Here is a 13,067-nt window from a genome sequence, read left to right on the forward strand (position 1 = left end):
TCGCGATTACGTAGGAGCTGCCGCAGGCTGCGATCTTTTGCTCTTGAAAAAATCAAAATCAAAAGATCGCAGCCTGCGGCAGCTCCTACAGAGGGCGGTGTGATCGTTCGGATTTCGCAGTGAGTTGTTCGCGGCAATAGTCGGCAAACAACTGTGCCGGTTTGGTCAGTTGCCCGCGCTTGAGCCAGGCCGCCACCAGCCCGGAGCCCGTGACGTCTTCGGCGATGTCCACGCACACCACTTTCTGCCCGTCGTAGGTGCACTCCGAATGCGGCTTGGTCACCAGGATCGAGAAGCCGAATCCTTGTCCGACCATGCCCCGCACCATCTCGATCGATGGCGAGCTGAAGGCAATGCGCGGGGTCAGGTCCAGCTCTTCGAAAAGGCTGACGAAATAGGTCCGGCTCGGCTGCACGTCCAAAAGAATCATCGGCTCCAGGCACAGGTCCCGCAGTGAGACTTGTGCCTGCTGGGCAAAACGGTGATCGGCCGGCAGTAGCGCGTAAGGCCGTTGCGCCGGCATCAAGGGTTCGGTTGCGATGGTGCCATCGAGATCGTGCTCATAGAGGATCGCCAGATCGAAGGCGCCGGAGGTCAGGCCCTGCACCAATTCTTGCTGCTCGCCGTCGCGGATGCGGATTTCCACTCCCGGGTACAACGCCGAAAACCCGGCGATCAATTGCGGCAGGTACAGCGGCGCGACGGTTTCGAAGCAGCCGATATCGATCTGCCCGGACACCACATCGTTGTCGGCCAGGGCGTTCTGCTCGAACTCCTTGGCCATGCGCAGCAGTTCCTGGGCCTTGCGGTAGAAGCGTGCACCGCTGGGCGTCAATGACACGCCCTGGGCGTGATGGCGAATCAGCAGTTGCACACCGAAGCTGTCTTCCAGCCCTTTGATGGCCGTGGAGATCGACGGCTGGGCGATGTACAGCTTGCGCGAGGCCTCGGCGACGCTGCCGCACTCGACGGTGGTGATGAAGTATTTCAGTTGACGCAGATTGTAGGCAGCCACAGCAAACCTCGGGGGAGAACGAATCAGGCATCCAGGCAATTTGCGCGCCACCCCTATCCGCTCGGGTAGCGATTTGTTGTGGTTGAACAATAACCACATGCTGCGCCAGAAGGGAGATTGGCTACGTAGTTTTTTCTTGGCCTGCGAACACATTTTTACTGGTTTTCCACCGCTCGGGCCTGAGCGACTATCCAATACACAAGAATGTCCTCTGGAGCATCCGATCGTGTTCGAGCTTGAGTATTGGCAACGCAAGGCCGCTTCCCTGCGGTTTCCCGACCAGGCCGTGATCGATGGCCAGCGCCGAGCAGCGCAATCGGGGCAGACTTTCGCCGCGATCAACCCCGCCACCGGGCAATGCCTGGCCAATGTCGCAGCCTGTGGCGAGGAAGATGTAAACGCGGCGGTGCGCAATGCGCGGCAAGTGTTTGAATCCGGCACCTGGTCGGCACGTTCGCCGACCGAACGTAAACAAGTGCTGTTGCGCCTGGCCGACTTGATCCTCGAAAACCGTGAAGAACTGGCCCTGCTCGATTCGCTGAACATGGGCAAGCCCGTCACGGACGCCTACAACATCGATGTGCCGGGTGCTGCCGGGGTGTTCCGCTGGTACGCCGAGAGCCTCGACAAACTCTACGATCAGGTCGCACCGAGTGCGCAGAACGTGCTGGCGACCATCACCCGCGAAGCCCTTGGCGTGGTGGCTGCCGTGGTGCCGTGGAATTTCCCCTTGGACATGGCCGCGTGGAAACTCGCCCCAGCCCTGGCCGCTGGTAACTCGGTGATTCTCAAGCCGGCCGAGCAGTCACCGTTTTCGGCCTTGCGTCTGGCGGAGCTGGCGCTTGAAGCCGGTGTGCCTGCGGGGGTGTTGAACGTGCTGCCGGGCCTGGGCGAGCAAACCGGCAAGGCCCTCGGCCTGCACCCGGACGTCGATTGCCTGGTGTTCACCGGCTCCACCGAAGTCGGTAAATATTTCATGCAGTACTCGGCCCGGTCGAACCTGAAACAGGTGTGGCTGGAGTGCGGCGGCAAGAGCGCGAACCTGGTGTTCGCCGATTGTCAGGATCTGGATCTGGCTGCCGAAAAAGCCGCGTTCGGCATCTTCTTCAATCAGGGCGAAGTCTGTTCGGCCAACTCGCGGTTGCTGGTGCAGCGCTCGATTCATGACGCGTTCGTCGAGCGCCTCAAGGCCCAGGCCGAGCGCTGGCAGCCGGGCGATCCGCTGGACCCGTCGAGCGCCGCCGGTGCCATCGTCGACAGCCGTCAGACCGCGCACATCATGAAGTTCATCCAGCAGGCCGAGCAGCAAGGTGCGACCAGGATCTGTGGCGGTCGACAGTCGATCTTCAATGGGTCCGACAACTTCATCCAGCCGACGATCTTTACCGGCGTGACGCCGGACATGCCGCTGTTTCGCGACGAAGTATTCGGCCCGGTTCTGGCCGTCACGGCGTTCGACGACGAGGCCCATGCACTGCAATTGGCCAACGATAGCGTCTACGGCCTGGCGGCTTCGCTGTGGACCGATGACCTCAACCGTGCCCACCGCGTGGCGCGACAATTGCGAGCGGGCACGGTGTCGGTCAACAGCGTCGATGCACTGGACGTGACCGTACCTTTTGGCGGCGGCAAGCAGTCCGGTTTCGGCCGCGACCTGTCCCTGCATTCATTCGATAAATACACCCAGTTGAAGACCACCTGGTTTCAATTGCGCTGATAACAAAACGGAGAACTGGCGATGACCACACCACGTGAAACCCGCGACTATCAGGCCGCCGACGCTGCGCACCACATCCATGCGTTCGTCGATCAGAAAGCCCTCAACGACGAGGGGCCACGGGTGATGGTCCGTGGCGAGCGCCTGCACCTGTGGGACAACGATGGCCGCCGTTACCTCGACGGCATGTCCGGGCTGTGGTGCACCAACCTCGGTTACGGGCGCAAGGACCTGGCGGCCGCGGCGAGCCAACAACTGGAACAGCTGCCGTACTACAACATGTTTTTCCACACCACCCACCCGCAAGTGATCGAGCTGTCCGAGCTGCTGTTTAGCCTGCTGCCGGGTCACTACAGCCACGCGATCTACACCAACTCCGGCTCCGAGGCCAACGAGGTGTTGATCCGCACGGTGCGGCGTTACTGGCAGGTGCTCGGCAAGCCCGAGAAGAAAATCATGATCGGCCGCTGGAACGGTTACCACGGTTCGACCCTGGCCGCGACGGCGCTGGGCGGCATGAAGTTCATGCACGAAATGGGCGGCATGATTCCGGACATCGAGCACATCGACGAGCCGTACTTCTTCGCCCACGAAGGCAACCTGACGCCGGCCGAATTCGGTCTGCGTGCGGCCCAGCAACTGGAAGCGAAGATTCTCGAACTGGGGGCGGACAAGGTCGCAGGCTTCATTGCCGAACCGTTCCAGGGTGCCGGCGGGATGATCTTCCCGCCGGAAAGCTACTGGCCGGAAATCCAGCGCATCTGCCGCAAATACGATGTGCTGCTGTGCGCCGATGAAGTGATCGGCGGCTTCGGTCGTACCGGCGAATGGTTCGCCCACGAGTACTTCGGTTTCGAGCCGGACACCCTGTCCATCGCCAAGGGGCTGACCTCGGGCTACATCCCCATGGGCGGCTTGATCCTGTCGAAGAAAATGGCCTCGGTGCTGGTGGAGCAGGGCGGCGTGTTTGCCCACGGCCTGACCTATTCCGGGCACCCGGTGGCGGCGGCGGTGGCGATTGCCAACCTCAAGGCCCTGCGCGATGAAGGCGTGGTGACGCGGGTCAAGGACGACATCGGCCCGTACCTGCAACAGTGTTTGCGCGAAGTGTTCGGCAAGCACCCGTTGGTGGGCGATATCCAGGGCACCGGCATGGTTGCAGCGCTGCAACTGGCCGAGGACAAATCCACGCGCAAGCGCTTCGCCAATGAGAATGACATCGCCTGGCGCTGCCGTACGATTGGCTTCGAGGAAGGGGTGATCATTCGTTCGACATTGGGCCGGATGATCATGGCGCCGGCGTTGATTGCCAGCCGTGAAGAGATTGACGAGTTGATTGCCAAGACCTTGAAGGCGGTGGATCGTACGGCGCAGGAGTACGGCCGGCTCTGATCTCACCTGAAGGTCCAGCTCGCAAAAGATCGCAGCCTTCGGCAGCTCCTACAGGGGATCGCATTCCAATGTAGGAGCTGCCGAAGGCTGCGATCTTTTTGCTGTTCTCAAGCTTTGCACCCACCTCGGGCATCCCCGCCCACAACGCCCTTTCGCGGTGCGCGCTAGCGAGTTTTTTCATCGTTCGCATCCACATATTTCCTCATTTTCCTAATCCCGCCCTTGGGCCAACATCGATCTCGCCAGCCCGCCGAATGCTGCCCGCCGAAGGGTCCCTCAGAGACCACAGGTTGCAGCCGATTCAGGGCTCGCCGTACTGCCCATGACAAAACTAAATCAACAGCTTTGGGAGTGCTCCATGATCAAGTCCTTGCTTACCCGCGTTGTCCATCCACTGGCGGTCACCGCCATCGCCGCGACGGTCGCCACCAGCGCCCAGGCCGGCACCCTGTCCATCGGCCATACCACCTGGGTCGGCTACGGCACCCTGTACCTGGCCCAGGACCTGGGCTACTTCAAGGAAAACGGTTTGACCGTCGAATTGCCGGTGGTCGAAGAAGCGGCGATGTACATGGCCGCACAAGCGTCCGGCGAGTTGTCCGGCTCGGCGTCGACCATCGACGAGGTGCTCAAGTACCGTCCGCAATTCTGCTTCAAGGCCGTGGCCGCGCTGGACGACAGCCATGGTGGCGACGGCGTGCTGGTGGGCAAGGACGTCAAGAGCCTGCAGGAGCTCAAAGGCAAGGCCGTGGCGGTGAACGAAGGGTCGACCTCGCAGTTCTGGTTGTCGTATCTGCTGAAAAAGAACGGCATGAAAATGAGCGACATCACCGTGCAGAACATGACGGCCGATGATGCCGCCACCGCGTTCATCGCCGGTCGCGTACCCGCTGCCGTGACCTGGGAGCCGCACCTGTCGATGGTGCGCGACAAGCAGCAGGGCAAGGTGCTGATCGACAGCAGCAGCACGCCGGGCGTGATCGTCGACGTGGTGGCGCTGAACTGCAATGTCATCGAAAAACAGCCGGAAGACGTCAAGGCACTGGTGGCCGGTTTGTACAAAGCCGTGCAGTACACCAAGGATCATCCGCAGGAAGCCTACAAAATCATGGCCAAGGGTGTCGGCGGCTACCTGGCCGATCCGAAGGAAATGGAAGCGGCCGCCCAGGGCGTGCGTTTCTACGATCAGGCCATGAGCGAAAAACTGCTGGGCTCGCCGGGCAAGCCGGGTGACAGCGCACCGCTGATCAAACTGGCCAACGAGACCGCCAGCGAGCTGCAAGGCAAGCCCTACAACGTCAGCAATGACGACCTGATCGACAACCGCTTCGTCACCCCGCTCTAGGAGGCTGCATGTTCAAGCGCAATTCGTGGCTGAGCCGCTGCATCACGCCCAAGACCGGGTTGCCGGTCTCGGTGATCTGGAGCGCGAGCGGCCTGGCCTGGGTGCTGTTGGTCGGCCTGTGGGCCGGGTTGTCCTACGGCGGTGTGGTGCCGGGCATGTTCCTGCCGACGCCGGGCGCGGTGGTCGAGGCCGCCGTACGCCTCGGTCGCGACGGCACCCTCGGCCAGCATGTGTGGGCCAGCGTCGAAGTGGTGATGGTCGGTTTCATCGTGTCGTCCCTGGTGGCGGTGCCGCTGGGGCTGTTGATGGGCAGCTTCCGCATCGTCCAGGCGTTCCTGGAGCCGATGGTCAACTTCATTCGCTACCTGCCCGTGACTTCGTTCGTACCGCTGTTCATCCTGTGGATCGGCATCGGTCTGGAGCAGCGGGTATCGGTGATCATTTTCGGCGTGTTCTTCCAGCAACTGGTGATGATCGCGGACGTGTCCAAAGGCATCTCCAAGGACCTGATCAACGCCTCCTATACCCTCGGTTCCAATCGTCGCGATGCGGTGCTGCATGTGATCGCCCCGGCTTCCCTGCCCGGTGTGCTCGACACCCTGCGGGTGACCATGGGCTGGGCCTGGACTTACCTGGTGGTGGCCGAACTGGTCGCCGCTTCCAGTGGCCTGGGTTACCTGAGCCTCAAGGCCATGCGCGGCTTCCAGGTGGATGTGATTTTCCTCGCCATCGCGATCATCGGCCTGCTGGGCCTGGTCACCGATCAACTGTTCCGTTTCCTACGTCTGAGGATTACCGCATGGGCTCAGTAACCGCCGCCACTCATCGTTTTGTCGCCCCTCAGGCTGTCCCGGTGAACGCGCCCCGGCTGCAAGTGGACAAGGTCAGCCTGCGTTACAAGAAGCCGGATGGCGGAACCTTTACCGCGTTGGAAGAAGTGTCGTTTGAGGTGCCGGACCAGCAATTTGCCGTACTGGTGGGGCCCTCGGGTTGTGGCAAATCGAGCCTGCTGTACCTCACCGCCGGCCTGGCCGAACCGACGTCGGGGGAGATCTACGTCGGTGGCCAACAGGTGGAAGGCCCCGGCGCGGATCGCGGCATGGTGTTCCAGAGCTACACGCTGTTCCCGTGGCTGACCGTGCGACAGAACGTCGAGTTCGGTCTCAAGCGGCGCGGCATGCCGGCGGCGCAGCGCAAGGATATTGTCGACTACTACGTCAATGAAGTGGGCCTGAGCGGCTTTGCCGACAACTACGCCAAGCAGTTGTCCGGCGGGATGATGCAGCGCGTCGCCATCGCCCGCGCCTTGGCCAATGACCCGCAGATCCTGCTGATGGATGAACCCTTCGGCGCCCTCGACAGCCAGACGCGCCTGCAAATGCAGCAGTTGTTGCTGCGGGTGTGGGGCAACAGCAAGAAGACCGTGTTGTTCGTGACCCACGACATCGACGAGGCGATTCTGCTCGGCGACCGGGTCTACGTCATGGGCGCCAGGCCGGGGCGGATCAAACAGATCCTCGATGTGCCGATCGAACGTCCGCGCAACCTGGACATGGTCATGGAGCGCTCATTCATCGAGATGAAGCGCGAGATCTTCGGGCTGCTGCATGATGATCTGGAGGAGGTGCATTAAGCCTGATTCGAGCCGATGCACCATCCCTGTGGGAGCGAGCTTGCTCGCGATAGCGATTTGTCATTCAACAATGATGTCGACTGACACGACGCCATCGCGAGCAAGCTCGCTCCCACAGGTCTTGTGTTGATTCGGGGTCAGGGCGTAGCGGGCAACAGGAACCGCGCAATCACCGGCAAGTGATCGGAGATGCGCAACGTATCGTCCTGCCGCACCATCGCCTCGACGCGTCTGAGCCGCGGACTGTAGAACAGGTAGTCGACGGTCCGGTCCGGTCCGTTCAGCCCGGGATCGTTCGGGTAGTGGGTCAGCCAGCGCTCGCGCTCGATCCCGCTGGCTTCGTTGTTGGTCGGGATCATCGGGTACTTGTCCCACAGCAGGTGCAACGGGCTGTCGGCGGAGTAGGGGGCGCGTTGCGCATCGGACAGGCGTCGATACTGACCCAGCGGCAACAGGTTGAAATCCCCACCGATCAACCACGGCGTGCCACGGCTTTCGAATTTATCGAGGGTCCTCGCCACGGCGCTCACCTGGTTTTGCAAGGTGTTGTCGGCTTGGGTCGCACGCTCCAGATGGGTATTGAGCACCGCCATCTGCCCACCGTCACTCAACGGCAAGTAACTCACCAGCAAGGCGTTTCTGGGTTTGAACTGGCGGCTGAGCGGATTGCCCGAGACGGCGGGCAGTTGCAGGCGTTGGGCATGTTCGATCCGGTAACGGCTCAGGGTTGCCAGTTGCCGGCCGACGCTGCCGAAAATATGCAGGTCCGGGACGAAATCGGCCTTCCAGTCGAAAGCGCTGACGCTGCATGGGTACAAATCGGCGAGCCGTTCCTGCAGAAGTTTGAACTGGTGCTGGTAATCGCTGGCCTTGGCGCCGTCGTCCAGCTCCTGCAACAGCACGATGTCCGGTTGTTCGTCGCGAATCACCCGCGCCACTTCGTCGAGGCTGAAGGCCATGTCTTCCGCTGTGGGGCGTTCGTCGGTACCGGCGGCCAGGTCATTCCAGAACACGTAACGCTTGCCGGCCAGGAACTGGACGTTCCAGGTCATCACTTTCAGTGCCTGCCCGGGGACCAGGGTGGGGGCCTGGGCACTGCAACTGACGGGCAACTCTTCTTTGGCGTCGGGGCGCCAGGTCAGGCTGTAGGTCATCACGGCGATCAGGCCGATCACGATCAGCAGGCCCAGCAGGGTGTGGCGCAGTAGACGGGTCATGGCTCGGCTTATTGGCGTTGCAAAATTGTTCCCGAGCATACCCGAGAGCGATGGGCGCGCCCAAGGTCAGAGCGAGCTGTCATTGCTCTCAGGCAACGGGTTGATCAGCATGAACAGACGGAACAGCACCACGCTGGTAAACAGCTGCAGGAAACTGTGGGCGCTGTCGATCAGCAGCGAGATCACCGGGTTCTGCGGTTCGGGGTACACCGCCAGGGTCGCCCCCTTGAGCAGCCACAGCGGCCCCATTACACACAGAATGCACAGCAGGATGCGCAGGAAGTGACCTTGGGTCATGCGCAGGCTTTCCTTCATGGCCGCCAGCGGTGCCATGCCGCGCAGCACCAGCAGATATTCGCCAAACGCCAGGGTCACCATCAGATAGATACCCGGCAGGAAATACAGCGACAGGCCCAGCAGAATCAGTACGGTATTGAGCGCCGTCAGCAGGGCGAAACGCGGCCACAGGCTCGCCGCCATCGCCAGCAGGTCGCGGTTGCGCGGTGATTCACCCCGGCTGCGGGCGTCGAGAAACAGGATCAGCGCGGCGGTGTACAGCGGATACACCAGCAAGCCGACAATCACGCTGATGCCGGGGAAACTATCCGGCTCCGTGGAGTGGTCGACCACTTGTTGCAGCAGCGCCTCAAAAATGACCAGCGGCAGGCACAGCTGCACGATCTGGCCCAGATTGCGCTTGAAGAAATACAGAGAGTCACGCAGCACATCTAACGGATTCATCGGTTGGTATCGCAGGTTGGAAGCAGTGGTCCACTTTAACCGATCAAGTGCCGGGAGACGCAAACGTAAACGTTCAGTAAAGGTCATTGAAACAGTTTGTTTCAGCCTCCATTAAGGTCGTGCACCTTATCCTCATTGGATAAAGGCAACGATTTTCCCGGCAATCTACGAGGTCGCCATGAACAGCGAAGAACAAACCCTGATCGATGGACTGTTTTCCCGGCTGCAACAGGCCGAAACGGACTCAGCCCCGCGCGACGTCCAGGCCGAGGCGCGGATCAAGGAACACCTGACGCGCCAGCCTGCGGCAGGATATTTCATGACCCAGGCGATTCTGGTGCAAGAGGCAGCGATCAAGAGCCTCGATGAGCAGAACCAGCAACTGACCCGGCAAGTCCAGCAATTGCAGGCCGAACTGCAACAGGCCAAGGCCCAGGCGACCCCGGCTCCGGCGTCGAGCAGCGGTGGCTTCTTGTCGAGTATCTTTGGCGGCGCTTCCCGTGATCCACAACCGGCACCGACCCAGAACTCGATGCCATCGAGCGGTGGCTGGCGTGAACCGGGGCGCTCGTCGTTCGGTTCGCAAGCGCCACAGCAGAACTTCGGTGCTCCGCAACAGAACTCTCCACAACAGGGCTATGCCCCGCAGCAGCAAGCACCGGCAGCGGCCGGCAGCAGTTTCCTCGGTGGTGCGCTGAAAACCGCCGCTGGCGTGGCGGGTGGCGTGATGCTGGCACAAGGCATCAGCAGCCTGTTCCATCACAATCAGCAACCGGAAGTCGTCGAAGTCATCAAGGAAGAGCCGGCCCAGGTCAACGACCAGGGCAACAATGGCTGGGGCGATGACCAGCGCATGGCCGGTAACGACTCCTACAGTAACGATCAGGGCAGCTTCAGCGACGCTGACTACAGCGATGACTCGTTGTTCGGCGGCGACGACGATTCCTTCGTCTGACACCCAGTGGCGAGGGTGCTTGTCGGATCGCCGCACCGTCCCGCTGGGGTGCGAAGCAGCCCCCTTACTTTAGAACCCGCGGGGTTGCTACGCAGTCCAACGGGAGCAAGCTCCCTCGCCACATAGCCGATTATTCGCGGAACAATCCTCTGGGCTGGCATACTGGGCGACCTTTCGGGCCTGGTGCCTGATTCAGCCTTGAGGAAAGCCGGTGAAAAAAATCGCAGTGTTCGCCGATGTCCAGAACCTCTACTACACCGTGCGTCAGGCTTATGGTTGCCACTTCAACTATGCCGCGCTGTGGGCGGACATCAGCCAGCAGGGCGAGATCGTCGAAGCCTACGCCTACGCCATCGACCGTGGCGACAGCAAACAGCAGCAGTTCCAGCAGATCCTGCGTAACCTCGGTTTCACCGTGAAACTCAAGCCGTACATCCAGCGCAGCGATGGTTCGGCCAAGGGTGACTGGGATGTGGGCATCACCCTCGACATCATGGATGCCGCCGACCATGTCGATGAAATTGTCCTGGCCTCTGGCGATGGCGATTTCGACATGCTGCTCGAACGCATCATCAGCAAGCATGGCGTGCAAGCCGTGGCCTACGGCGTGCCGGGGCTGACGGCCAATTCACTGATCCGCGCCGCCAGCCGCTACGTGCCGATCGAAGGCGCGTTGTTGCTCAAGAATTGATTTTTACGGAGTTGAACCAGGTTGGAACGCATCGCAGTCATCGACTTTGAAACCACCGGGATCTCCCCGAGCAGCAGCTGCCGGGCCACGGAAATTGCCGTGGTGATCCTTGAACAGGGGCGCATCGTCGAGCGTTACCAAAGCCTGATGAACGCCGGCGTGCGCGTCCCGGCTTTCATCGAGCAGCTAACCGGCATCAGCAACGCCATGCTGCGCACCGCGCCGTCGGCGGAGCAGGTGATGAACGAAGTGAATGAGTTCGTCGGCACCACACCGTTGCTCGCGCATAACGCCGCGTTCGACCAGAAATTCTGGGACTTCGAACTCGGGCGAATCAAACGCACCCGCTTGCAGAACTTTGCCTGTTCGCTGCTGTTGGCCCGCCGCCTGATGCCTGCCGCACCGAACCACAAACTCGGCACCCTCACCATGTTTGCCAACCTGCCGCACACCGGCAAGGCTCACCGGGCCATGGCCGATGCCGAGATGGCGGCCAACCTGACGGCGCATCTGGAGGAAGAGTTGCTCCAGAAGCATGGCCTGCGCGAGCTGTCCCATGACTTGCTGTGCAAGTTGCAGAAGGTGCCAGCGGCGAAAGTGGGTGAACATCTCAAGCGCTATCGCGGCTTTTGAATACACCGCGAATCCCCTGTAGGAGCTGTCGAGTGCAACGAGGCTGCGATCTTTTGATCTTGATCTTAAAAAATCAAAGTCAAAAGATCGCAGCCTCGTTGCACTCGACAGCTCCTACAGGGGGCGTTATTTGCCGTTGCCTTCGATATGCCCCAACGGCACCCGCTTCTCTATCGCACTGGACAACACGATCGACGTCTTGCTGAACCCGAACGTGGCAATCCGGTTGATCAGCTCTTCCAGCTCCGGCATCGAACCCACCGCGGCCTGCATGATCACGCATGGATCGCCGGTCACCCGATGGCATTCGGTCAGTTGCGGGATTTTGATCAGGTCGTCGTAGGCCTTCTGGTTGCCGTGCTGGTTCAGACGCAGTTCGATCACGCACTGGATCGGCAGGCCGAGCTTGGCCATGTCGACCTTCGCCTGATAGCCGGTGATCACGCCGTTGGCTTCAAGCTTGGCCACGCGCTCGGCCACCGCCGGGGCGGACAGGTTGACCTTGCGCGCCAGGTCCGCGTAGGACGCGCGACCATTTTCCAGCAGGGCGCTGAGCAGCATGCGGTCGTATTTGTCCATGGTGCGACTCCTGAAAGTGGTCGACTTTCGAAAACACGGTTTATAGCGCTGAACTCCGTGTTTTGAAAAGTGTACTGGCGCTTTAAACAGGTTTTGTAACTTATTTTCCGTCGCCAGCCTTTCTAGAATAGCCGTTCACTTGTCCTTGCCTGTGAGCTGCCCCCCATGTCCGGCCTTCGTCGCTTTCCCTTACCTTTGATCGCTGCCTTTTTCGCCTTGTACGTGATTTGGGGCTCGACTTACCTGGTGATCCGCATCGGTGTGGAATATTGGCCACCGCTGCTGCTCGCCGGCATCCGCTTCGTCATAGCCGGGACCTTGATGTACGCCTTCCTGCGCTGGCGCGGGGCGCCGGCACCGACCTGGGCACAGTGGAAAGCCGCCGGGGTCATCGGGATTTTGCTGCTGGCGTGTGGCAACGGCGCGGTCAGTGTGGCAGAGCACACGGGCGTGGCCTCCGGGGTGGCGGCTTTGGCGGTGGCGACGGTGCCGCTGTTTACCCTGCTGTGCGGATATTTCTGGGGCGCACGTAATACCCGTCTCGAATGGGCCGGGATTGTGCTCGGGCTGATCGGCATTGCCATGCTCAACCTGGGTTCCAACCTGCAATCGAGCCCGTTGGGTGCGGCGTTGCTGATCTTTGCGGCGGCGACCTGGGCGTTTGGCTCTGTTTGGAGCAAACACCTGCCGTTGCCTCAGGGCGCGATGGCCAGCGCGGTGGAAATGCTGGTGGGCGGCGTCGTGTTGCTGTTTGCCAGCGCAGTCAGCGGTGAACACCTGGAAAAGGTACCACCCATCGAAGGTTGGGCAGCCCTGGCGTACTTGACCGTGTTCGGCTCGATCATCGCCTTCAACGCCTACATGTACCTGTTGAAACACGTGCGCCCGGCGGCGGCTACCAGTTATGCCTACGTCAATCCTGCAGTGGCGGTGTTGCTGGGGATCGTGTTCGTCGGCGAGACCATCGGCATCGAAGAAGCCCTGGCGATGGCGGTGATCATCAGCGCCGTGGTCTTGATTGGCCTGCCGCAGTGGCGCCGCGCACCAGAGCGGCCGGTGGTGACGTCGGCAGTACCGACAGAATCCCGAGTGAATTAGGGTAAACTGCGCGGCATTGCATCTTGTTTTGCACACTTGTTTTGAACAACC

Annotated in this window: 13 protein-coding genes; 9 read left to right on the forward strand and 4 right to left on the reverse strand. The window is 61.1% G+C overall.

Features of this window, described 5'->3' with window-relative positions; genetic code table 11:
* Positions 1–85 precede the first annotated feature (85 nt).
* Positions 86–1,015: a LysR substrate-binding domain-containing protein gene (locus AC3WJW_RS16910; protein ID WP_102700951.1), complete on the reverse strand. Its 930-nt coding sequence runs from the start codon at positions 1,013–1,015 to the stop codon at positions 86–88.
* A 226-nt stretch (positions 1,016–1,241) separates the two neighbouring features.
* Here AC3WJW_RS16910 and AC3WJW_RS16915 point away from each other — a divergent pair, with 226 nt between their 5' ends.
* The 5 genes from AC3WJW_RS16915 (at position 1,242) to AC3WJW_RS16935 (ending at position 7,102) form a co-directional block, all read left to right on the forward strand.
* Positions 1,242–2,732, forward strand: a complete 1,491-nt coding sequence (locus tag AC3WJW_RS16915; protein ID WP_493726741.1) for an aldehyde dehydrogenase — start codon at positions 1,242–1,244, stop codon at positions 2,730–2,732.
* A 21-nt stretch (positions 2,733–2,753) separates the two neighbouring features.
* A complete protein-coding gene (locus tag AC3WJW_RS16920; RefSeq protein ID WP_007975821.1) occupies positions 2,754–4,124 on the forward strand; it encodes an aspartate aminotransferase family protein in 1,371 nt (456 codons plus the stop codon).
* A 358-nt stretch (positions 4,125–4,482) separates the two neighbouring features.
* Positions 4,483–5,469 carry an ABC transporter substrate-binding protein gene (locus AC3WJW_RS16925; protein ID WP_493726742.1) on the forward strand — a complete coding sequence of 329 codons (987 nt, stop codon included), beginning with the start codon at positions 4,483–4,485 and terminating at the stop codon, positions 5,467–5,469.
* 8 nt (positions 5,470–5,477) lie between these two features.
* Positions 5,478–6,281, forward strand: a complete 804-nt coding sequence (locus AC3WJW_RS16930) for an ABC transporter permease (RefSeq protein ID WP_007975817.1) — start codon at positions 5,478–5,480, stop codon at positions 6,279–6,281.
* On the forward strand, positions 6,269–7,102 hold the full coding sequence (locus AC3WJW_RS16935) for an ABC transporter ATP-binding protein (protein ID WP_493726743.1): 834 nt from the start codon (positions 6,269–6,271) through the stop codon (positions 7,100–7,102). The genes AC3WJW_RS16930 and AC3WJW_RS16935 overlap by 13 nt, the downstream gene beginning before the upstream one ends.
* Before the next feature lie 137 nt (positions 7,103–7,239).
* Here the strand turns inward: AC3WJW_RS16935 and AC3WJW_RS16940 are convergent, their stop codons facing one another.
* On the reverse strand, positions 7,240–8,319 hold the full coding sequence (locus tag AC3WJW_RS16940) for an endonuclease/exonuclease/phosphatase family protein (RefSeq protein ID WP_493726744.1): 1,080 nt from the start codon (positions 8,317–8,319) through the stop codon (positions 7,240–7,242).
* Between the two features lie 66 nt (positions 8,320–8,385).
* Positions 8,386–9,060 (reverse strand): YciC family protein, encoded by a 675-nt coding sequence (locus tag AC3WJW_RS16945; RefSeq protein WP_102673646.1) that lies wholly within the window; start codon positions 9,058–9,060, stop codon positions 8,386–8,388.
* 178 nt (positions 9,061–9,238) lie between these two features.
* Here AC3WJW_RS16945 and AC3WJW_RS16950 point away from each other — a divergent pair, with 178 nt between their 5' ends.
* The 3 genes from AC3WJW_RS16950 to AC3WJW_RS16960 all read left to right on the forward strand — a co-directional run bounded on the left by AC3WJW_RS16950 (position 9,239) and on the right by AC3WJW_RS16960 (position 11,339).
* Positions 9,239–10,015 (forward strand): DUF2076 domain-containing protein, encoded by a 777-nt coding sequence (locus tag AC3WJW_RS16950; RefSeq protein WP_493726745.1) that lies wholly within the window; start codon positions 9,239–9,241, stop codon positions 10,013–10,015.
* Positions 10,016–10,226: 211 nt separating this feature from the next.
* The gene (locus AC3WJW_RS16955) at positions 10,227–10,706 is read left to right on the forward strand and encodes a LabA-like NYN domain-containing protein (RefSeq protein ID WP_015096943.1); all 480 of its coding nucleotides are present in this window, start codon (positions 10,227–10,229) and stop codon (positions 10,704–10,706) included.
* Between the two features lie 21 nt (positions 10,707–10,727).
* On the forward strand, positions 10,728–11,339 hold the full coding sequence (locus AC3WJW_RS16960) for a 3'-5' exonuclease (RefSeq protein ID WP_493726746.1): 612 nt from the start codon (positions 10,728–10,730) through the stop codon (positions 11,337–11,339).
* 126 nt (positions 11,340–11,465) lie between these two features.
* Here the strand turns inward: AC3WJW_RS16960 and AC3WJW_RS16965 are convergent, their stop codons facing one another.
* Positions 11,466–11,918, reverse strand: coding sequence for an Lrp/AsnC family transcriptional regulator (locus AC3WJW_RS16965; protein WP_116581852.1), 453 nt, complete (start codon positions 11,916–11,918; stop codon positions 11,466–11,468).
* A 165-nt stretch (positions 11,919–12,083) separates the two neighbouring features.
* Here AC3WJW_RS16965 and yedA point away from each other — a divergent pair, with 165 nt between their 5' ends.
* Entirely contained in the window at positions 12,084–13,016 is a 933-nt protein-coding gene (yedA, locus tag AC3WJW_RS16970) for a drug/metabolite exporter YedA (protein WP_493726747.1), read from the forward strand.
* Positions 13,017–13,067: the final 51 nt, after the last annotated feature.

It is taken from the genome of Pseudomonas sp. GW821-FHT07G06 (genome assembly GCF_058986625.1).

What these genes read in the sequence shown, in the direction of transcription:
- AC3WJW_RS16920 (WP_007975821.1), top strand. Translation starts at nt 2,754, where the DNA reads ATGACCACACCACGTGAAACCCGCGACTATCAGGCCGCCGACGCTGCG.
- AC3WJW_RS16925 (WP_493726742.1), top strand. Translation starts at nt 4,483, where the DNA reads ATGATCAAGTCCTTGCTTACCCGCGTTGTCCATCCACTGGCGGTCACC.
- AC3WJW_RS16930 (WP_007975817.1), top strand. Translation starts at nt 5,478, where the DNA reads ATGTTCAAGCGCAATTCGTGGCTGAGCCGCTGCATCACGCCCAAGACC.
- AC3WJW_RS16935 (WP_493726743.1), top strand. Translation starts at nt 6,269, where the DNA reads ATGGGCTCAGTAACCGCCGCCACTCATCGTTTTGTCGCCCCTCAGGCT.
- AC3WJW_RS16940 (WP_493726744.1), bottom strand. Translation starts at nt 8,319, where the DNA reads ATGACCCGTCTACTGCGCCACACCCTGCTGGGCCTGCTGATCGTGATC.
- AC3WJW_RS16945 (WP_102673646.1), bottom strand. Translation starts at nt 9,060, where the DNA reads ATGAATCCGTTAGATGTGCTGCGTGACTCTCTGTATTTCTTCAAGCGC.
- AC3WJW_RS16950 (WP_493726745.1), top strand. Translation starts at nt 9,239, where the DNA reads ATGAACAGCGAAGAACAAACCCTGATCGATGGACTGTTTTCCCGGCTG.
- AC3WJW_RS16965 (WP_116581852.1), bottom strand. Translation starts at nt 11,918, where the DNA reads ATGGACAAATACGACCGCATGCTGCTCAGCGCCCTGCTGGAAAATGGT.
- yedA (WP_493726747.1), top strand. Translation starts at nt 12,084, where the DNA reads ATGTCCGGCCTTCGTCGCTTTCCCTTACCTTTGATCGCTGCCTTTTTC.